Source organism: Pseudomonas sp. AC172 (assembly GCF_979258595.1).
Genome location: NZ_OZ409868.1, coordinates 2,975,593 through 2,995,238, shown reverse-complemented (window position 1 = coordinate 2,995,238; position 19,646 = coordinate 2,975,593). Strand labels below are relative to the sequence as shown.

20 protein-coding genes are annotated in these 19,646 nt (G+C 58.9%); 9 read left to right on the top strand and 11 right to left on the bottom strand.

What is annotated here, in order from left to right; translation table 11 throughout:
• Window positions 1–62: 62 nt before the first annotated feature.
• Window positions 63–1,229, bottom strand: coding sequence for a class C beta-lactamase (ampC, locus tag ACZ0A4_RS13375; protein WP_463575097.1), 1,167 nt, complete (start codon window positions 1,227–1,229; stop codon window positions 63–65).
• 160 nt (window positions 1,230–1,389) lie between these two features.
• Between ampC and ACZ0A4_RS13370 the strand changes: the two genes are divergently transcribed.
• Window positions 1,390–2,262, top strand: coding sequence for a LysR family transcriptional regulator (locus ACZ0A4_RS13370; protein WP_463575095.1), 873 nt, complete (start codon window positions 1,390–1,392; stop codon window positions 2,260–2,262).
• Between the two features lie 189 nt (window positions 2,263–2,451).
• Here the strand turns inward: ACZ0A4_RS13370 and gudD are convergent, their stop codons facing one another.
• Together gudD and ACZ0A4_RS13360 are read right to left on the bottom strand one after the other, a co-directional pair.
• Window positions 2,452–3,795 carry a glucarate dehydratase gene (gudD, locus tag ACZ0A4_RS13365; RefSeq protein WP_463575094.1) on the bottom strand — a complete coding sequence of 448 codons (1,344 nt, stop codon included), beginning with the start codon at window positions 3,793–3,795 and terminating at the stop codon, window positions 2,452–2,454.
• Between the two features lie 24 nt (window positions 3,796–3,819).
• Window positions 3,820–5,166, bottom strand: a complete 1,347-nt coding sequence (locus ACZ0A4_RS13360) for an MFS transporter (protein WP_463575093.1) — start codon at window positions 5,164–5,166, stop codon at window positions 3,820–3,822.
• 346 nt (window positions 5,167–5,512) lie between these two features.
• On the opposite strand from ACZ0A4_RS13360, the gene ACZ0A4_RS13355 reads away from it, so the two are divergent.
• Both ACZ0A4_RS13355 and ACZ0A4_RS13350 read left to right on the top strand, forming a co-directional pair.
• Window positions 5,513–6,226 (top strand): FadR/GntR family transcriptional regulator, encoded by a 714-nt coding sequence (locus tag ACZ0A4_RS13355; protein WP_463575091.1) that lies wholly within the window; start codon window positions 5,513–5,515, stop codon window positions 6,224–6,226.
• 92 nt (window positions 6,227–6,318) lie between these two features.
• Entirely contained in the window at window positions 6,319–6,552 is a 234-nt protein-coding gene (locus tag ACZ0A4_RS13350) for a hypothetical protein (protein ID WP_064117699.1), read from the top strand.
• A 163-nt stretch (window positions 6,553–6,715) separates the two neighbouring features.
• Here ACZ0A4_RS13350 and ACZ0A4_RS13345 read toward each other — a convergent pair whose 3' ends face one another.
• Window positions 6,716–7,609, bottom strand: coding sequence for a DMT family transporter (locus ACZ0A4_RS13345; RefSeq protein WP_463575090.1), 894 nt, complete (start codon window positions 7,607–7,609; stop codon window positions 6,716–6,718).
• A gap of 101 nt (window positions 7,610–7,710) precedes the next feature.
• Here ACZ0A4_RS13345 and ACZ0A4_RS13340 point away from each other — a divergent pair, with 101 nt between their 5' ends.
• Window positions 7,711–8,577: a LysR family transcriptional regulator gene (locus ACZ0A4_RS13340; RefSeq protein WP_463575089.1), complete on the top strand. Its 867-nt coding sequence runs from the start codon at window positions 7,711–7,713 to the stop codon at window positions 8,575–8,577.
• Between the two features lie 192 nt (window positions 8,578–8,769).
• Here ACZ0A4_RS13340 and trhP read toward each other — a convergent pair whose 3' ends face one another.
• On the bottom strand, window positions 8,770–10,101 hold the full coding sequence (gene trhP, locus ACZ0A4_RS13335) for a prephenate-dependent tRNA uridine(34) hydroxylase TrhP (RefSeq protein ID WP_463575088.1): 1,332 nt from the start codon (window positions 10,099–10,101) through the stop codon (window positions 8,770–8,772).
• A gap of 155 nt (window positions 10,102–10,256) precedes the next feature.
• Between trhP and ACZ0A4_RS13330 the strand changes: the two genes are divergently transcribed.
• Window positions 10,257–11,318 (top strand): AI-2E family transporter, encoded by a 1,062-nt coding sequence (locus ACZ0A4_RS13330; RefSeq protein WP_160058699.1) that lies wholly within the window; start codon window positions 10,257–10,259, stop codon window positions 11,316–11,318.
• On the opposite strand, the gene ACZ0A4_RS13325 is transcribed toward ACZ0A4_RS13330, so the two are convergent.
• The 3 genes from ACZ0A4_RS13325 to ACZ0A4_RS13315 form a co-directional block, all read right to left on the bottom strand.
• A complete protein-coding gene (locus ACZ0A4_RS13325) occupies window positions 11,315–11,497 on the bottom strand; it encodes a hypothetical protein (protein WP_463575087.1) in 183 nt (60 codons plus the stop codon). The two genes, ACZ0A4_RS13330 and ACZ0A4_RS13325, sit on opposite strands and share 4 nt — an antisense overlap.
• Before the next feature lie 102 nt (window positions 11,498–11,599).
• Window positions 11,600–11,794 (bottom strand): hypothetical protein, encoded by a 195-nt coding sequence (locus ACZ0A4_RS13320; RefSeq protein WP_016984641.1) that lies wholly within the window; start codon window positions 11,792–11,794, stop codon window positions 11,600–11,602.
• Between the two features lie 230 nt (window positions 11,795–12,024).
• Entirely contained in the window at window positions 12,025–12,384 is a 360-nt protein-coding gene (locus ACZ0A4_RS13315) for a hypothetical protein (RefSeq protein ID WP_007917357.1), read from the bottom strand.
• Between the two features lie 256 nt (window positions 12,385–12,640).
• Here ACZ0A4_RS13315 and ACZ0A4_RS13310 point away from each other — a divergent pair, with 256 nt between their 5' ends.
• On the top strand, window positions 12,641–13,459 hold the full coding sequence (locus ACZ0A4_RS13310; RefSeq protein WP_463575085.1) for a shikimate 5-dehydrogenase: 819 nt from the start codon (window positions 12,641–12,643) through the stop codon (window positions 13,457–13,459).
• A 212-nt stretch (window positions 13,460–13,671) separates the two neighbouring features.
• Entirely contained in the window at window positions 13,672–14,190 is a 519-nt protein-coding gene (locus ACZ0A4_RS13305) for a cupin domain-containing protein (RefSeq protein WP_463575083.1), read from the top strand.
• Window positions 14,191–14,324: 134 nt separating this feature from the next.
• Here the strand turns inward: ACZ0A4_RS13305 and ACZ0A4_RS13300 are convergent, their stop codons facing one another.
• Window positions 14,325–14,972: a YceH family protein gene (locus ACZ0A4_RS13300; protein WP_463575082.1), complete on the bottom strand. Its 648-nt coding sequence runs from the start codon at window positions 14,970–14,972 to the stop codon at window positions 14,325–14,327.
• A 125-nt stretch (window positions 14,973–15,097) separates the two neighbouring features.
• Here ACZ0A4_RS13300 and ACZ0A4_RS13295 point away from each other — a divergent pair, with 125 nt between their 5' ends.
• Window positions 15,098–15,607, top strand: a complete 510-nt coding sequence (locus ACZ0A4_RS13295; protein ID WP_463575080.1) for a DUF1993 domain-containing protein — start codon at window positions 15,098–15,100, stop codon at window positions 15,605–15,607.
• A 336-nt stretch (window positions 15,608–15,943) separates the two neighbouring features.
• Here the strand turns inward: ACZ0A4_RS13295 and sstT are convergent, their stop codons facing one another.
• Window positions 15,944–17,176 carry a serine/threonine transporter SstT gene (sstT, locus tag ACZ0A4_RS13290; protein WP_463575078.1) on the bottom strand — a complete coding sequence of 411 codons (1,233 nt, stop codon included), beginning with the start codon at window positions 17,174–17,176 and terminating at the stop codon, window positions 15,944–15,946.
• A gap of 337 nt (window positions 17,177–17,513) precedes the next feature.
• On the opposite strand from sstT, the gene ACZ0A4_RS13285 reads away from it, so the two are divergent.
• Window positions 17,514–18,677, top strand: a complete 1,164-nt coding sequence (locus ACZ0A4_RS13285; protein WP_463575077.1) for an MFS transporter — start codon at window positions 17,514–17,516, stop codon at window positions 18,675–18,677.
• On the opposite strand, the gene nhaR is transcribed toward ACZ0A4_RS13285, so the two are convergent.
• Window positions 18,672–19,571, bottom strand: a complete 900-nt coding sequence (gene nhaR / locus ACZ0A4_RS13280) for a transcriptional activator NhaR (protein ID WP_108225594.1) — start codon at window positions 19,569–19,571, stop codon at window positions 18,672–18,674. The two genes, ACZ0A4_RS13285 and nhaR, sit on opposite strands and share 6 nt — an antisense overlap.
• Between the last annotated feature and the right edge of the window lie 75 nt (window positions 19,572–19,646).

Sequence of the window (19,646 nt, the reverse complement as noted above, 5' to 3'; positions counted from 1 at the left end):
GGCTGAAACGAAAATGGGCGACCGCGAAAGGTCGCCCATTTTTATTGCCTGACGCGAAACTTTTAATCGGCGACAGCACTGAGGATTTTGTGGGCGATCTTCACCCGCTCAGGAATCGGAAAGTTCTTGTTGGCCATGATCACAATGCCCACGTCCTTGCTCGGCACAAACGCCACGTAAGTCCCGAAGCCACCTGTAGAGCCAGTCTTGTTGATCAATAACTCTTCCGGTTGCGGTTGCGGCGGATTCAGCCACTGCACCTTGTGCGCCTGCATGGCCATTTCCGTCGAGTTGCCCGCCAGCAAGCGATCGAGGCTGATCGGGTAGTGGTACATCTCCCAACCCAAACCCTGAGTCATATCGCCGACTGTGTAGTAACCGGTGTGCGTGTTGGCGATGGTTTTTTGCAAGGACGCTTCCAGCGTTTCAGGTTTCAGGTTGGCCTGCACGTAACGCAGCATGTCCACGGCACTGGTTTTCACGCCATAGGCCTGCGAATCCAGGGCGCCGGGCGTGACGCGCACCGGTTTGCCGTTCTTGTCATAGCCCTGCGCATACAGGTTCATTTGTCCAGCAGGCACGCTGAGGTAGGTGTGCTGCAAACCGAGTTTCGGCAGCAGGGTTTGCGTCATTGCCTGATCGAAAGGCTGGCCGAGGCTTTTCGCCGCCAGATAACCGAACAACCCAAGGCTTGGATTTGAATACTGGCGATGGCTGCCTGCCGGATAGACCGGTTTCCACTGCTGGAAATAGCCGAGCATCTTGTCAGACGAATCCGCGTCGTCCGGAAATTGCAGTGGCAAGCCGCCAGCGCTGTAGGTGCCCAGTTGCAGCACCGTGATGTTGTCGAACGCGCTGCCTTTCAGTTCAGGCCAGAGCTGGCTGGCTTTGGTCGACAGGTCCAGTTTTCCAGTGGCTTGGGCATAACCGGCGAGGGTGGCGGTGAAGGTTTTGCTCACCGAGCCGATTTCGAACAAGGTGTTTTCGCTGACTTTCTGCCCGGTGTCTTTCGCAGCTACCCCGTAGTTAAAGTAATGCGGATGGCCGTTAATGGTCAGCGCCACGGTCAACCCGGGAATGTTCTGCTGTTGCATGACCGGCGTCACTGCGTCGGTGACCAGCGCTTGCAACTGCGCGTCGGTGGGCGTGGCGGCCATGCAGGACGAGGCGCCAAAAAACAGGCCGAAAGCGGCACGGGAAATGACTTTGTTTGAATGAACGGATGGCATGAGTGAACCACTCTCCATGAGTGTTGATGATGTTATCCCGCTACACTGCGGGCGATTCGTTCGTTGGGCGACTGATCAGCGCCGCCAATCTAGCCAGCGCGACGCCAATCGACAAACGACGAAAACTCGCAAGAGCCATTAGAAAAATTCGGGACTGGGCATGATTCGACCGCAATTGCCGCTCAACGCACTGCGCGCCTTTGAAGCGTCCGCGCGTCATTTGAGCTTCACCCGCGCCGCCGTGGAACTGTGCGTCACGCAAGCAGCGGTCAGCCATCAGGTGAAAAGCCTTGAGGCGCAGCTCAATGTCACGCTGTTCAAACGCCTGCCCCGTGGGCTGATGCTGACCAGTGAGGGTGAAACTTTGCTGCCGGTGCTGAGCACTTCGTTCGATCACATCGCGCAGATCCTCGAACGCCTCGCCGGCGGACAGTATCGCGAAATGTTGACCGTCGGCGCGGTGGGCACCTTCGCCGTAGGTTGGCTGCTGCCGAGGCTGGCAGACTTCCAGGCGAAACATCCGCTCATAGATTTGCGGCTGTCGACCAACAACAACCGTGTGGATGTGGCGGCGGAAGGTCTGGATTACGCGATTCGCTTCGGTGCTGGCGCGTGGCATGGCATCGAAGCGACGCGTTTGCTCGATGCGCCGCTGTCGGTGTTGTGCGTGCCGGAAATCGCTCGGCAACTGCAATCACCGGGGGATTTGTTGCAACAGACGCTGCTGCGTTCCTATCGTACGGATGAATGGCCGGAGTGGTTTCAGGCTGCCGGTCTGGCAACGCAGGCTGCGCCGCCGCAGAGCATCGTGTTTGATTCGTCGCTGGCGATGATGGAGGCGGCGTTGCAGGGTGGCGGGGTGGCGTTGGCGCCGCCGCTGATGTTTGCCCGGCAATTGGCGGCGGATGCGATTTGTCAGCCGTTTGCGATTGAGATTACGACGGGGAGTTACTGGTTGACGCGGTTGCAGTCGCGGCCGCAGACGGCGGCGATGTTCGCCTTCAAAAACTGGCTGCTGCAAATATCTACCTGACTCACATAATCCCCTGTGGGAGCTGGCTTGCCAGCGATAGGGCCGGCACCGCCAACATCTATGTCGGCTGACCCACCGCTATCGCTGGCAAGCCAGCTCCCACAGGTTCATCTGTTGAACCAACTACTCGGATTCAACCTCTATTCCCAGTAGAAATGAGCCTGTTGGGATACCGCTTTGGGTTGATGATCAGCGCACCAGACACGGCCGCTTGTTATCGAACGTCCACCCCGGAATCAAAAACTGCATCGCCACGCTGTCATCGCGCGCGCCGAGGCCCATGCCTTTGTATAGCTCATGAGCCTTGGCCACTTGATCCATATCCAGTTCGACACCCAGCCCCGGTTTCTTCGGCACTTGGACCAGACCGTCGACAATTTGCAGCGGTGCTTTGGTCAGGCGCTGTCCGTCCTGCCAGATCCAATGAGTGTCGATCGCGGTGATCTCGCCCGGCGCAGCAGCGGCGACATGGGTGAACATCGCCAGCGAGATGTCGAAGTGGTTGTTGGAATGCGAGCCCCAGGTCAGGCCCCATTCATGGCACATCTGCGCCACGCGCACCGAACCCCGCATGGTCCAGAAATGCGGGTCGGCCAGTGGAATGTCCACCGACTGCAACTGGATCGCATGACCCATTTCACGCCAGTCAGTGGCGATCATGTTGGTGGCGGTTTTCAGTCCCGTGGCGCGACGGAATTCAGCCATGACTTCGCGGCCGGAATAACCGTTTTCCGCACCGCACGGGTCTTCGGCGTAGGCGAGCACCTGATGCTGGTCGCGGCACAAACGAATGGCTTCTTTCAGTGACCACGCGCCATTCGGATCAAGGGTGATGCGCGCCTCGGGAAAGCGTTCGGCCAGCGCCGTCACCGCTTCGATTTCCGCATCGCCACTGAGCACGCCGCCCTTGAGTTTGAAGTCCTTGAAGCCGTATTTCGCATGGGCCGCTTCGGCGAGGCGCACCACGGCTTCGGCGGTCATGGCTTTTTCGTGGCGTACGCGGAACCAGTCGTTGTCGGCATCCGGTTCGCTGCGATAGGCGAGGTCGGTTTCGCGCTGATCACCAACGTAAAACAGATAGCCGAGCATCTTCACTTCATCGCGTTGCTGGCCTTCGCCAAGCAGTGCCGCCACCGGTACATCCAGATGCTGACCGAGCAGATCGAGCAGCGCGGCTTCGAGGCCGGTGACCGCGTGAATGGTGATGCGCAGGTCGAACGTCTGCAGGCCACGGCCTCCGGCATCGCGGTCGGCGAAGGTCTGGCGCACCTGATTAAGAATCTTCTGATACGTACCGATCGGGCTGCCGATCACCAGGCTGCGCGCGTCTTCCAGGGTCTGGCGAATACGCTCGCCACCGGGCACTTCACCGACACCGGTGTGGCCAGCGTTGTCCTTGAGAATAACGATGTTGCGGGTGAAAAACGGCCCATGGGCGCCACTCAGATTGAGCAGCATGCCGTCGTAGCCGGCCACCGGGATGACTTGCATGTCGGTGATGATCGGGGCTTTGGCGGTGTCGTGTGCGGTCATGTTTTTATCCTTTTAATAAAGAATTCAGGCGTGTTTCGGCGCGGTCTCGACCACGGCGATGTCGGCAGCGGGTTTCGGTGTGGTGCGCGCGAAGAAGACGATGATCGCGGCAATGATCGAGGTCGCCGCCAGGCCATAGAGACCGCCCTGAATCGAGCCGGTGTGTTCTTCGAGCAGGCCGAATGTAGTCGGCGCAACGAAGCCGCCAAGGTTGCCCACCGAGTTGATCAGCGCGATCACCGCCGCAGCGATACGGGCATCCAGATACGCCTGCGGAATCGGCCAGAACAGCGATGAAGCGGATTTGAAGCCCAGCGCGGCAAAGCAGATCGCAACGAAAGCAAAGATCGGCCCGCCGGTGGTGGACATGAACATCCCCGCAGCGGCGATCAACAGGGCGGTGGCGACCCACGCCTGCTGGTGTTTCCACTTGGCCGAGAACGAAGCGAAGGCGTACATGCCGATGATCGACAGCAACCATGGAATCGAGTTGAACAGACCGACCTGGAAGTCGCTCATCTCGCCCATTTTCTTGATGATGCTCGGCAGCCAGAAGGTCGCCGCGTAGATGGTCAGTTGAATGAAGAAGTAGATCAGGCAGAACAGGATGATCTGGCGGTCCTTGAGCAGTTTGCCCATCGATGGCCGGATCGGCGTCGCGGCTTCGCGGGCCTTCTGTTCAGCGTCGATGGCGTTGACCAGTGCGTCCTGTTCGGCGCGGGTCAGCCATTTCGCGTCGTGCGGTTTGGCGTCGAGCCAGAACCAGACGAACACGCACAGGCACACGGAAAACATCCCTTCAATGAAGTACATCCATTGCCAGCCGTGCATGCCCAGCCCGTTGATCTGCAGGAGCAGGCCGGACAGCGGGCCGGAGATCAGCGAGGCTACGGCGGAGCCGCTGAGGAAGATCGCAATCGCCTTGCCGCGTTCGGCGCCGGGCAACCAACGGGTGAAGTAGTAGATCACCCCGGGAAAGAATCCGGCCTCGGCCACACCGAGCAAAAAGCGCAACACATAAAAGTGGGTTTCGTTCTGGATGAACGCCATGCCGGCGGCGACTAGGCCCCAGGTGAACATGATGCGGGTCAGCCAGATGCGTGCGCCGACTTTCTGCAGAAGCATGTTCGACGGGACTTCGAACAGCGCATAACCGATGAAGAACAGACCTGCGCCGAAGCCGTACGCGGCGGCACCAATACCCAGGTCATGTTCCATGTGAGTGCGGACGAAACCGATGTTCACCCGGTCAATGTAATTGACGATGAACATGATCACGAAGAGCGGCAGGATGTGGCGTTTCACTTTCGAGATGGCGGACGCGAGTGTCGAATCGACGCCCTCGTTCATCCCGGAGACGGAGGTTTTCACTTGGTTTTCTCCCACTGATTATTTTTATGCGGGGTAGGGCAGTGCAGCGTTGTTGATAGACATCATACAACTGTAAATTTTTGTCCTACAAGTGGGTCGGGGCGATTATTTTTCTCTGGACGGTCGTGTTTTTATGCCTTTTCACCTTGATTGCTAATGTTTACGGGTTTTTATCTGGGCGTTGAACGCGATGCCGCTCCACTGCAACACAGCGTTTATCGACAGGAGGATCAAAGAGGATCTGAATTTATTTGAGTGTTGTCATACAAGTGGAGGCGCTAAAATCAATCTCTTAAGACTCCTGCGCGATGCTACGATCCGCTAGCCCCGATCACCGGAACCGACCATGCAAGAAGACCTCGACGTCCCCGCCCGCAAACGTGCGCACAACCTCGCCCATGATCTGGTGGAAAAACTCACTCAGAGCATCTTGCTCGGGCAGCTGTCACCCGGCGACAAGCTGCCGTCGGAAAATTCCATCGTTCAGGAGTACGGCGTCAGTCGCACCGTGGTGCGCGAGGCGATTTCCAAATTGCAGGCTTCGGGGTTGGTGGAGACGCGCCACGGCATCGGCACGTTCGTCATCGAGCGCGCAGCGGAGCAGGGTTTGCGCCTGAATGTCGACACCGCGCTCGGTGTGCGCAGCATTCTCGAACTGCGTCTGGGCCTGGAAACGCAAGCGGCGGCGCTGGCGGCGCAACGGCGTACCGAGCAGCAATTGCTGCAGATGCGTCAGGCGCTGGATGACTATCAACGCCTGCTCGACAACAACGACAGCTGCGTCGAGGCGGATCGGCGCTTTCATCTGCTGGTCGCCGAGGCCACCGGCAATGTCTGTTTCAGCGAGATCATGCAGCATCTGGGCAGCGCAATGATTCCGCGTCACCGGCTCAATGCCGCCGAGCGTGGCGCGGCCGATCTGAGCAAGCTCGGGCAACTGGCCCATCTGGAACATGAGGCGATTCTGAATGCGATCAAGCGTCAGGATGCGGATGCCGCACGGGCCGCGATGTGGCTGCATCTGACCAACAGCCGGGATCGCTTCTCTGCACGGGGTTGAGCGCCGTCGGTCTGTTCGATAGCACGCTGCCGACAGGCCTGATTCCAAGCTGTACGGCCCGGGTATTCCGGACCTCCTTGGTGAGGTGTGTCATGGCTAATGATTTGCTGTTTCAGGGTGGCGTGCTGCCCACCGACCCAACCCGGCCGATGCCCGGCACCGATGAGCCGACGCTGGCCGATCATGATTCACCGATGGGAATGCCCCCAGGACGTGATCCGTTGAGCGATGCTGACCGGCCCGAAGACTGGAAGGATCCGGCAGCGGATGATGAGGATGTGCCGCCGGCAGATGAGCCGACGCCGTTGTCCGATGATCGGCGCTGAACGGTGATTGGTTTTGATTAATGTGTTGTCTGTGCTGTCCCCATCGCTGGCAAGCCAGCTCCCACAGGTTTTGCGGATGTCCCCGAAAACTATGTTCACCATAGAACCCTGTGGGAGCTGGCTTGCCAGCGATGGCGGCATTTGCTTCAACAATAATCAATGATCAGATTGCTGTCCGAACCACCCCAACCCGCCGCTCCAGATTCAACGCCAGCACACTGATCAGCACCACCACCGACCCCACCAGCACCATCAGCGTCGGCCGCTCCGCCAACCCGACCGAGGCAATCCCCATTGCCGTCGGCGGTATCAGGTACAACGTCATCGTCGCCCGGCTCAGATCCACATGCTTGAGCACAAAGCCCCACGCCAGATAGGCCAGCGCACTGGGAAACACGCCCAATGCCAACACTGCCCACTGTACCCGCAGCGGCGCATTCAGCACGGTTTGACCCAGCCCAGGCAGATAGATCAGCAGCATCATCGTCCCCGACCATACCGCGTAACACGCCAGGCTGAAGCCGTCGTAACGCCGTGCATGATGTTTTTGCAGGGCGAAATAAACGCTCCATGAAACCGCCGCCAGCAAGATCAACAGGGCATGCGCATTGAAGTCGCCCAAACCTTTGTCACCGCTGACCACAATCACCACGCCGACAAAGCCAAGCAACACACAACCCCAACGCCAGGCGCTGACCCGGTCCTTGAACAAGAACCGCGCCAGCAACGTGCTGAACAGTGGACTCGATTGCGCCAACACGCTGGAAGCGCCGGCACTGACGCTTTGCTGGCCGATATTCAACGCGACGTGGTGCAGGCTGACGGCGAAAAAACCCAGGGCGAACAACAGCGGTACATCCAGCCAATACGGCAGACGAATGCCTTTGAACGCGGCGATCAACGCCATGAACACCGACGCCACCAGAAACCGCAGCAACGCCAACTGTCCGGGGGCGTAGGCATGCAATCCGATGTGAATTCCGGTCGGCGAATAGGCCCAGCAAACGATGACAAAAGTCATCGCCAAGAGGATTTTCCACGGGGAAGGGTGCGGCATGATCAGGCGCTCAGTGGTGTTGATGCGCCGAGTATCCGGGCGCCCAATCATTCGCCACAACTGACTTATAATGCGCTGAATGTTCACTCAGAGTGATGGGTATGGAGCTGGCACAAATCCGTATGTTCAAGACTGTGGCTGAGGTTGGCAGCATCGCGCGGGCGGCGGAAAAGCTGTTTTGCGTGCCGTCGAATATCACCGCGCGGATCAAGGCGCTGGAGGCCGAGTTGGGCGTTGCGCTGTTTCTGCGTGAGGGGCGCGGGTTGCGCATTAGTCCGGCGGGACAGACGTTTCTTGCCTATGCCGAGAAGATTCTGGCGCTGACCGCTGAAGCGAAACGGGCGGTTGACCCCTCGGCAGAGCCGTCCGGGCCGCTGCGCATCGGTGCCATTGAATCGTCGGCGACCGGGCGTTTGCCGCGCCTGTTGGCGAAGTTTCACCAGCGTTATCCGCAGGTCGCACTGGAACTTACCACCGGCACTTGGGCGCAGTTGCTCGACGACACCGTCAGCCATCGCCTCGATGGCGCGATTGTCGCGGTGGATGTCGAACGTTCGCAGCTCAAGCGCACGCCGATGTATCGCGAAGAATTGCTGCTGATTGCATCAACCTCGTTCGGGCCGGTGCGCGGCATTGATGATCTGCAGGACAAAACCGTGTTCATGTGGCCGCAGGGTTGTCCGTATCGGGCGGCGCTGGAGCATTGGCTGTTGCGTCAGGGGTTGTCGCTGCCGATCGTCAGTCTCGCCAGTTATGGGGCGATTGTCGGTTGTGTGAGTGCCGGGGCAGGGGTGGCGCTGGTGCCCAAGGGCGTGTTTGAGCAGTACGCGAAAGGGGCTGGGTGTGTGGGGTACGAATTCCCGGAATTGACCGCCGTCGACAATTTGTTTTACTGGCATGAAAACGCCGGCGTGCATCCGGCGCGGGAGGCGTTTGTGGGGATGTTGCGGGAGGAGTTTAGTGTGTAGGAAAAGCCAGCCCTCACCCCAGCCCTCTCCCGGAGGGAGAGGGGGCCGACCGAGGTGTCATGCGTTATATGTCGACCTGATCGACCCAATTGATTATGGATTCGGCACAGCACGTTCAGGTCGGTGGATTTCTCCAATATCCCCCAATCAGTCCCCTCTCCCTCAGGGAGAGGGCTAGGGTGAGGGGCTTTTTCAGGCACCGCCGATATCCCGCATCAACAACCCGAACCGCAAATCCACCGTCTCCGGAATCGGCACATAAACCGTATGCCCATCCCCCGGCGCCACCTCAATGGCCTCACCCTTGAGGCTCTGCAATTCATGAAGATCAAAATGAACATTGCCCTTCGGTGTCATCAACTCCAGATGATCACCCAGACCAAAACGGTTCTTCACCTTGACCTCGGCCAGCCGCCCACGCCGCTCGCCAGTCAACTCGCCAACGAACTGCTGACGCTCCGACACCGAACTGCCATGCTGATAGTTCTGGTACTCGTCATGCACATGCCGACGCAGAAAGCCCTCGGTGTAGCCGCGCTGCGCCAGTGACTCCAGATCCGTCATCAGGCTGCGGTCAAATTCGCGCCCGGCCACCGCATCATCAATTGCCCGGCGATACACCTGCGTGGTGCGTGCGCAATAAAAGTGCGATTTGGTCCGGCCCTCGATCTTCAGGGAATGCACGCCCATACGCGTCAGGCGCTCAACATGCTGCACCGCACGCAGGTCCTTGGCGTTCATGATGTAAGTACCGTGCTCGTCCTCGAATGCCGGCATCAATTCATCGGGACGGTTGGCTTCCTGCAGCAGGTACACCTGATCAGTCGGCGCGCCGATGCCCAATGTTGGCTCGGGCTGGAAGGTCTGAACGATGTCGCCGAGCTGGTTTTCCGTGGCCTCTTGCGCCGAGTATTTCCAGCGACAGGCGTTGGTGCAGCTGCCCTGATTGGCGTCGCGTTTGTTCATGTAACCCGATAGCAGACAGCGCCCGGAATAGGCCATGCACAGCGCGCCGTGGACGAACACTTCCAGTTCCATGCCCGGCACCTGTTCGCGGATCTCGCCGATTTCTTCCAGCGACAATTCTCGCGACAGGATGATCCGGCTCAAACCCGTCTGCTGCCAGAACTCGGCGCTCGCCCAGTTCACCGTATTGGCCTGCACCGAGAGGTGGATCGGCATCTGCGGGAAATGTCGACGCACCAGCATGATCAGCCCCGGGTCGGACATGATCAGCGCATCCGGCGCCATCTCGATGACCGGCGCCAGATCTTTGAGGAAGGTCTTCAGTTTGGCGTTGTGCGGGGCGATGTTGACGACCACGTAGAAGCGTTTGCCTTGCGCCTGGGCTTCACCAATGCCCAACGCGAGGTTGGCGTGATCGAACTCGTTGTTGCGCACCCGCAGGCTATAACGCGGCTGGCCGGCATAGACTGCATCGGCACCGTAGGCGAAGGCGTAGCGCATGTTTTTCAGGGTGCCGGCGGGAGCGAGCAGTTCGGGGGCGGCGAGGATCGAGGTCATGGCGGTGTCGGTCGCAAAAGCGCGGCAGGGTAAGCCAGGTACGGCGAGGGTTTGTTGATCTGGATCTATGCTCCATGAATAAAGATGGCACTCGTGCGCGCCGCGGCTGACTAAGGAGCGGGGCGTGCATGACGCCTGACTGACATGGACCGGACATGAACGAAAAGAGTCTTCAATTCAAATCCCTGACCGTGCTGCTGGTGCTGGTCACGGTGGCCTTTATCTGGATCCTGTTGCCGTTCTACGGTGCGGTGTTCTGGGCAGTGATCCTCGGCATCCTGTTTGCGCCGATGCAACGCAAGTTGCAGGCGAAATTTGGCTGGCAACGCAACCTGACCTCGCTGTGCACGTTGAGCATCTGTCTGGTCATCGCGATTCTGCCGGTGATCATCGTTAGCGTGTTGCTGGTGCAGGAAGGGGCGACGGTTTACAAAAATATCGAAAGTGGTGAGCTGGACATTGCCGCATATCTGGCGCAGTTCAAGCACAGCTTGCCGCCGTACTTTCAGCACTTGCTCGACCGTTTTGGCATGGGCGAACTCAATGGCTTGCGCGAGAAAATCGTCAAATCGGCGATGCAGGGCAGTCAGGTGCTGGCCAGCCAGGCATTCAGTTTTGGTCAGGGCACATTCGAGTTCGTGGTGAGTTTTTTCATCATGCTGTATTTGCTGTTTTTCTTTCTGCGCGACGGCGCCGAACTGGCGCGCAAGGTGCGCACTGCCGTGCCACTGGAGGAAGGCCACAAGCGGCGCTTGCAGTTGAAGTTCAACCGTGTGGTACGGGCGACGGTGAAGGGCAATCTCGTCGTCGCGGTGACTCAAGGCGCGCTGGGCGGAGCGATTTTCTGGTTTCTCGACATCCCCAGCGCATTGCTGTGGGCGGTCTTGATGGGGTTTTTATCGTTGCTGCCAGCGGTGGGTGCGGGAATTGTCTGGGCGCCGGTGGCGGTGTATTTCCTGCTCAGCGGGATGATCTGGCAAGGCGTGGTGCTGGGCTTGTTCGGGGTATTTGTGATTGGGCTGGTGGACAACGTGCTACGGCCGATTCTGGTGGGCAAGGACACCAAAATGCCCGATTACCTGATTCTGATCTCGACCCTTGGCGGTCTGGCGGTGTTCGGTCTCAACGGCTTCGTGATCGGGCCGCTGATCGCGGCGTTGTTCATGTCGAGCTGGGCGCTGTTTGCCGAGACCAAACCCAAGGTGCAATTGCCTTAAGCGTGAAACGGCCGGCTGACGATCTTTTGCGACAGTGCCTGTGCCGCGGGCAGCGAAGTGAGCGGGCCGCTGATTGCTTCGCCGTCGCGCATCAGATACCAGCAGGCGAGCAGACCCGATGCCCTGAGCGAGGCGGGAACGGCGCTGCCGATAACGGACATGATTTGAACCTGAGCCATGACGAGTACCTCCATCTAACAATGGAGCTACCTTAGAGATTCGCCGCTTCTACGGACAATCAACGCTTTCGATAGTGGTCATTGATGCCGTTGAGGGCTCTCTCAATCGACCACTTGATCGAGCATGTGCATGACTTCGCGTTCGTTGAGCAAACCTTTGTGCACGAGGTTTTCCGCCAGCAGCGAAAGAAACTTGGCGCAACGATGGCCTTCCAGATGCTTGAGCTCGGTCAGCGCGCTGTACACCTTGCTGGAGGTGCACAGACCGACAATGCGGTGCGGGTTTTGTGTTGGCATACAGTCGTCCTTGTTGTTATCAACCTGTTGTTTACGGACGGATTCAGATTGCGGTTCCGTCATGACAAATAAATGACCGTTTTATGGAAAAGACCATAACGGTCAATCAATCATGCCGACTTTAGCCGGTGAAACTGTCCTCACAGCGACCTTGGCGAGATTTTTTCAGACGCTGGCCGACCAACGGTCATAAAAAAGCCCCGCTATGAAAGCGGGGCTTTGTGTTTCGGTTACCAGCGAGGGCCGCCGTAGTAGCCATGTGGCCGGCCGTAATAACCGCGAGGCGGGCCGTAGTAGACGGGGGCCTGCTGGATGTACACCGGTTGCTGCACATACACCGGCGCCGGCTGGTAGTAGACCGGTGGTGGCGGCTGCTGCACGTAGACCGGTTGTGGCTGTACATAAACCGGCTGTTGTTGCACATACACCGGCCGATCCTGGTTGATCAGTGCCGAGCCGATGATGGCCGAGCCGACGATCGCGCCAAACACCGCAGGGCCTTGCCAGCCGTGGCCACCACCGGCTTCTGCCTGACCTGTGACAGCAAGTGCGCCAATCAACAAGGCCAGAATGGGGAGTTTACGAATCATGATAAGTCCTCGGTTCTTCGACCCGGCGGCAGGGCCTGCACCAGGCCCACAGTTGTCGCGGGGATACTTCTAAGACAGCGAAATTCTGAAAATCAGCACAGCCGCTGGGTAAATTTTGTGTAAGGTCTGTACCGGCTTCTTTACCGGGCCGTGCAAGGGCCACAGAACACGTTTAAAACAGGCCTCTATGATCGTTCAGAACTCGATGGGCTGGCTAATCCCGTCTATCCGAAAGTGCGTTTGAAGGAGAAGTTTCATGCAGATGAACCCGAACAAAGACACCCAACTGTGCATGTCCCTGTCGGGGCGCCCAGGCAATTTCGGTCTGCGTTTTCATAACCATTTGTATGAACAACTGGGCCTGAATTTCTACTACAAGGCGTTCAGCAGTAAAGACCTGACCGGCGCCGTCGGCGGCATTCGTGCCTTGGGTATTCGCGGCTGCGGTGTGTCGATGCCGTTCAAAGAGGCGTGCATCGCGCTGGTCGATGAGCTGGATGCGTCGGCGGCGGCGATCCAGTCGATCAACACCATCGTCAACACAGCCGGCCATCTCAAGGCCTACAACACCGATTACATCGCCGTGGCGCAGTTGCTGGAAACCCATGCAGTGCCCAAGGACTCGACCTTCGCCCTGCGTGGCAGCGGCGGCATGGCAAAAGCGGTGGCCAGTGCCTTGCGCGACGGTGGCTACAAAAACGGTCTGATCGTCGCCCGCAACGAGCACGCCGGCCGTGCATTGGCGGATTCATTGGGTTATCGCTGGCAGGCGGAACTGGGGGATAAGCGTCCGCAGATGTTGATCAATGTGACGCCGGTGGGCATGGACGGTGGGCCGGAGGCTGGGCAACTGGCGTTTGAGGCAGAAGTGATCAAAGCGGCCGAGACGGTTTTTGATGTGGTGGCGATTCCGTCGGAGACGCCGCTGATCGTGCGCGCTCGGACCGAAGGGAAAAAAGTGATTACCGGGCTTGAGGTGATTGCGATCCAGGCGCTGGAGCAGTTTGTGCTGTACACCGGCGTTCGGCCGAATGAAGAGCAGTTTGCGGCGGCGGTGGCGTTTGCCCGGAGCTGATTCTCATGATTGTGCTGTGAGTTAACCGGCCTCATCGCTGGCAAGCCAGCTCCCACAGGTATCGGGTTGGAACACAAATCTGTGAGCAGCTCCCATACCTTGTGGGAGCTGGCTTGCCAGCGATGAATTCACCGCGGTTTATCCTGCTGCCTATATTGCCTCCTCCAGCAAGCACAGACTTGCCCACCACAAAAACCGTGACCGAGGCCCCCATGCACCCACCCATCCTCAACCTGCATCAGGTCGAACTCGAACCCCTGCCCGAAGCCCTGGCCCCGGAAGGCGAAACGGCCGGGCGCTATCAGCAGCGCATGGCCCGTATCGGCCAGCAACTGGGTTCGCAAAAACTCGGTTATCGCCTGTACGCGCTTCCGCCAGGCATGCGCGGCAGCCCGTTTCACAGTCATCGGGTCAATGAAGAAATGTTCTACGTGGTGGCCGGGGAGGGCGAAGTGCGACTGGGCGCCGAACGTTTCCCGATCCGCGAAGGTGATGTGATCGCCTGTCCGCCGGGTGGGCCGGAGAAGGCGCATCAGATCATCAATACCAGTCAGGCCGAACTGCGTTATCTGGCGGTGAGCACCCAGCAGCAGCCGGAAATTTGTGAGTACCCGGATTCGAACAAATATGTGGTGATGGATAACTTCACGATTGATGCCGAGGGTAATGCTTCGGGCTTTGTCGCGGTGGCGCGGCAGGCGGATGGCGTCGATTACTGGGATGGTGAATAACCCCAGAGCCTAAACCTGATGAATAACCCCTGTGGGAGCGAGCTTGCTCGCGAATAGGCGGTGTCAGTTACATCATCGTTGAATGACACACCGCATTCGCGAGCAAGCTCGCTCCCACAATGTATTTGTGGTGGTTATTCGAGTCGGGCCAAGCGTTCTTCCAGCGCGGCAATCCGCGCTTCGAGCTCTTCGATACGCTCAACCGAAACGCCACTGCCGGCACCGCGTTCCTGCGGATTCTGTCGCGCCGTCATGATCGCCTCGATATCCGCCGGATCACCCAGTGCATGGGTGTAGCGATCTTCGCGCTGCCCGGCCTGCCGTGGAATCAACACCGCCAACTCCCGCGCAATCAGGCGCTCAAGCTGATGCACCACCTGCTCGGCGTCTTCGAAATCATGCATGCGCCCGCTGCGGGTCAGCAGCTCATTGACGGTTTGCGGGCCGCGCAGAAACATCAGACCGCTCAGAATCACCTGCGCCGGCACCAATTCCAACGCCTTGTCGACCTTGTGCTCCCAGCGATCGGCGCGACTGCCCATCACCAGTTTGGCGAAACCACGACCTTCCAGCGCCCGCAAACTCTGGCCGACCTGACCCTGAGTCAGGTTCATCACCGGTTCGCGGCTGGTTTTCTGATTGCAGGCCAACACCAGTGCATTGAGGGTCAGCGGATAGGTTTCCGGGCTGGTCGCCTGTTTCTCGATCAGCGAACCGAGAATGCGGATTTCCGTGGCGTTGAGCCGTGGCTCGTCGAAGGTGGATTCTGTCTCTGTGGTCATCGCGCGTTCCCTCTGCAGTCGAAGGCGCCTAGCCTAATCCTTGCCAAATAAAAGGCAAGCCGTGTGGTCATCAAGCATGGCTATAATCGCCTCCTTGTTCCACCCAGCCACCACGCGAGACTGCCATGACCATTTCCCTGTACGCCGCATCCGTCCCGGTTTTTCAACAAATGCTCAACGCTTTGAGCGATGTGCTGAAAAAGGCTGAAGCCCACGCCGCCGAGAAAAACATCGACCCGAACGCATTCCTGCAGGCCCGTCTGTATCCAGACATGTTCCCGCTGACTCGCCAGGTGCAGATCGCCGTAGACTTCGCCAAAGGCGTTTCCTCGCGTCTGGCTGAAGTCGAAGTGCCTAAGTACGACGATACCGAAACCACCTTCGCCGAGCTGCAAGCCCTGATCGCCAAAGTTCTGGCCTACATCGGCGAGATCAAGCCAGAGCAGATCGATGGCAAGGAAGGCATCGAAATCGTTACCCGTCCGGGCACGCCGAAAGAGAAGCGCTTCAGCGGTCAGGCTTACCTGCTGACTTACGGTCTGCCGCAGTTTTTCTTCCATGTCACCACTACCTATGCGCTGCTGCGTCATAACGGTGTTGAGGTGGGCAAGCGTGATTACATGGGGGCGTTCTGATTTTCAAGAACCCTCACCCTGACCCTCTCCCGGAGGTAAAGGAGACCGATCGCGTTGTTTGTTCGAGATGCGCCGACCTGAAACATCAAGTCGAACTCAGGTTTTGAACAGCACACAAATCAGCCCCCTTTCCCCCTCGCCCCCCTTGGGGGGAGAGGGTTGGGGTGAGGGGGGAAAAGATCTCAGCCACAAAAAAGCCCGCCTGGTCACACCTCGGCGGGCTTTTTGTTTTCCATTGTGGGAGCGAGCCTGCTCGCGAATGCAGTGTGTCAGGCGACATCAATGTCGACTGACCCGCCCCTTCGCGAGCAGGCTCGCTCCCACAGGGTAAGTCTGTTAGGCAGTACGTTGGGCTTTTGCTTCTTCACCCAGGCACGCCGCAGCGGTGAACAGCACGTCGGTGGAGGAGTTCAGCGCCGTCTCCGCTGAATCCTGCAGCACGCCAATAATGAAACCGACCGCCACTACCTGCATGGCAATCTCGCTCGGAATCCCGAACAGGCTACACGCCAGTGGAATCAGCAGCAACGAACCGCCAGCCACACCCGAAGCGCCACACGCGCAGATCGCAGCGACAACGCTGAGCAGGATCGCGGTCGGCATGTCCACGGCAATGCCCAAGGTGTGCACGGCAGCCAGGGTCAGTACGGTGATGGTGATCGCCGCGCCAGCCATGTTGATGGTCGCGCCCAGCGGGATCGATACCGAATAGGTGTCTTCATGCAGGCCCAGGCGCTTGCTCAGTTCCAGGTTGACCGGAATGTTCGCCGCTGAGCTGCGGGTGAAAAACGCGGTGATACCGCTTTCACGCAGGCACTTGAGGGTCAGTGGGTAGGGGTTGCGACGCAGCTTCCAGAACACGATCAGCGGGTTCATCACCAGCGCGACGAACAGCATGCAGCCGAGCAGCACGGCCAGCAGGTGCGCGTAACCGATCAGCGCGCCGAAGCCGGAGGTAGCCAGTGTCGAAGCGACCAGGCCGAAAATACCCAGCGGGGCGAAGCGAATCACCACGCGTACGATGACCGTCACGCCGTTGGACAGGTCACCCAACACTTCGCGGGTAGTGTCGCCGGCATGGCGAATCGCGATGCCCATGCCGATCGCCCAGGCCAGAATGCCGATGAAATTGGCGTTCATCAGGGCGCTGACCGGGTTGTCCACCACGCTCAACAGCAGGCTTTGCAACACTTCGCCGATGCCGCCCGGCGCGGTGACCGCAACGTTTTCGGTGGACAGCACCAGATGCGACGGGAACGCCATGCTCGCAACCACGGCCACCACTGCTGCGGCGAAGGTGCCCAGCAGATAGAGGAACAGAATCGGGCGGATATGGGTTTCCTGACCGTGCTTGTGGTTGGCAATCGACGCCATCACCAGCACAAACACCAGAATCGGCGCGACGGCTTTCAACGCCGAAACGAACACCTTGCCGATGAAGGCCGTGGACTTCGCGGCTTCCGGGGCAAGCATCGCCAGGGCGATACCGGCGATCAGGCCGATCACGATCTGCGTGACCAGGCTGAGATTTTTCAAGCGTTGCAATAGAGAAGGGGATGAAGCGGTCATAACGGCATCTCTGATTTTTTATAGGGTGCAAGGTTGCGTGGCAGTACGGGTGAAACGGGGGCAGAACAGTGCCACGAACCGAAAGTGTTGAGGCGACATCAACGCCATTAAACATGCCGCTGAATGGGCTGTACGTTTTTCAGGGCGCGGACTTTATCACAGCGTAGGCCTTATCCTTCAGGCATGTGACGATCTGCCACCCGATCGTTCAACCAGATAGACAGGTTTGTGCAAGTCAGTGCGGACACACTCTGTTAAGATTGCGCATCCTAATTTTCAAATTTCGCCAGCGGGCCTCCGGGTCAACGCTGGTGTCGTCGTTTTGCTGGAGTTGCGCATGCTGTTGCCCATTCTTCTGTTGTCCGCCGCCGGTTTCACGGTGCTGACCACGGAATTCGTCATTGTCGGCCTGTTGCCGGCGATTGCCCGAGACCTTGAAGTCACCATCCCGCAGGCCGGATTGCTGGTGACTCTATTCGCTTTTACCGTGGCCATGTTCGGGCCTTTCTTGACCGCGTATTTCGCCCGCTTCGAGCGGCGCAAACTGTTTATCAGCATCCTGATCATGTTTGGTCTGGCCAATGCCGTGGCGGCGCTGGCGCCGAACATCTGGGTGATGGCGATTGCCCGGTTGATCCCGGCGCTCGGCCTGCCGGTGTTCTGGGCCTTGGCCAGTGAGACGGCAGTGGACATCGTCGGCCCGGATTTCGCCGGTCGGGCGATCGCCAAGATCGGCTTCGGCATTGTCTGCGCCACAGTGTTTGGTATCCCGGTCGGCACGCTGATTTCCGATGCGTTCGGCTGGCGCAGTGCCTTTGGCATTTTGGCGGTGATCGCCTTTGCCAAAGCTTTGCTGCTGTTTGTCTACTTGCCGAAAACCAGTCTGCACCAGCATCAGGTCAGCTTCCGTTCGCAGTTCAAGATCCTGCGCAGCCCGTTGATGATCGGTCATATCGTGCTGTCGATCCTCGTGTTCAGCGGCATGTTTACTGCTTACACGTATCTGGCCGACATCCTTGAGCGCCTTGCCGGGTTCAACGGCACTGTGGTTGGTTGGTGCCTGATGGCCTTTGGCGCGGTCGGGCTGATCGGCAACTCGCTGGGCGGTCGTGCGGTGGACCGGCATCCGCTGGGGGCGTCGGTGTTGTTCTGTGCGTTCATGATTGCCGGCATGGTCTCGCTGGTACCGAACATTCATTCGCCGCTGGGGCTGGCGGTGGCGATGGGTATCTGGGGTGTGACCCAGGCCGCGCTGTTCCTGGTCAGCCATGTGCGCCTGATGAAAGCCGCGCCAGAAGCGCCGGCCTTTGCTGCTTCGTTGAACATCGCCGGGGCCAATCTGGGCATTGGTCTAGGCGCTATCGTCGGAGGCCGGGTCATCGACAGCGCGGGTCTGGGCTTCCTCGGCTTTGCCGCCGCCGGATTCATCTTGCTGTCGGTATTCCTCGCCATGGTGCTGATGACACTCAAGCCGCGCGAAATGTGCGCCGAGGCCTCATAAAGCGGTAAACAGCTCGCGTCGGGCACCTTCGGTAATCGCAACGATACCGGGGTGCTTGACCTTGCGCTCCACCGAAATGGCATAGAACGACTCGGTCACCGCGTCGGTCTGGCCAATCAGCTCGACGCCGTACTGGCGCTTCACTTCATCGGCAATCACGCTCGGGCCGATAAAAATCCCGCTGCCGGATTGGCCGAACGCCTGCATCAAGGCACTGTCATCGAACTCGCCGACAATTTGCGGCTGGATCTGCTGCTCGGCAAACCAGCGCTGCAAGCGGCTGCGCACAACGGTTTCCGCCCCTGGAATCAATAACGGTGCGCCGTGCAGGCTGCGTGGAAAATCCTGACCGTATTTTGCCGCCAGTTCGGGAGTGGCGAAGAAGCTGATCCCGCACTCGCCGAGTTTCTGGCTGTAGCCCTTGATGTCCAAGTGCGAAGGCATCGGGCTGTCGGAGATCACCAGGTCCAGGCGCTGGATGGCCAGATCGGCGAGCAACCGTTCGAGTTTGTCTTCGCGACAGGTGATACGCAGCGGCTCGTTCAGCTCCATGGTCGGTGCGATCAGGCGGTAGACGATGGATTTTGGCACCACGTCTGCAACGCCCACGCGGAACAGGATCTGCTGCTCGTTGGGTTGTGCGCGCAGCATCAGCTCCAGTTCGCCGCCCAGTTGAAACATTTGCTCGGCGTAGGGCAGGGCTTGCCGGCCAGCCTCGGTCAATTCGAGTTGCCGGCCCACCCTTCTGAATAACTCGATGCCGTAAGTCTGCTCAAGCAAAGAAATCTGCCCGCTGATGGTTTGTGGGGTCAGGTTCAGTTGCTCGCAGGCGCGCACGATGCTGCCGGTCTTGGCTACGACCCAGAAGTAATGCAGTTGTCGGTAATTGAGCATGACGGTCTACACTTCGTGAAAAACGAAGTATAGCCGCTAAAAATACGAATTTTCCTGAAGTGTTCATCTCCCTAG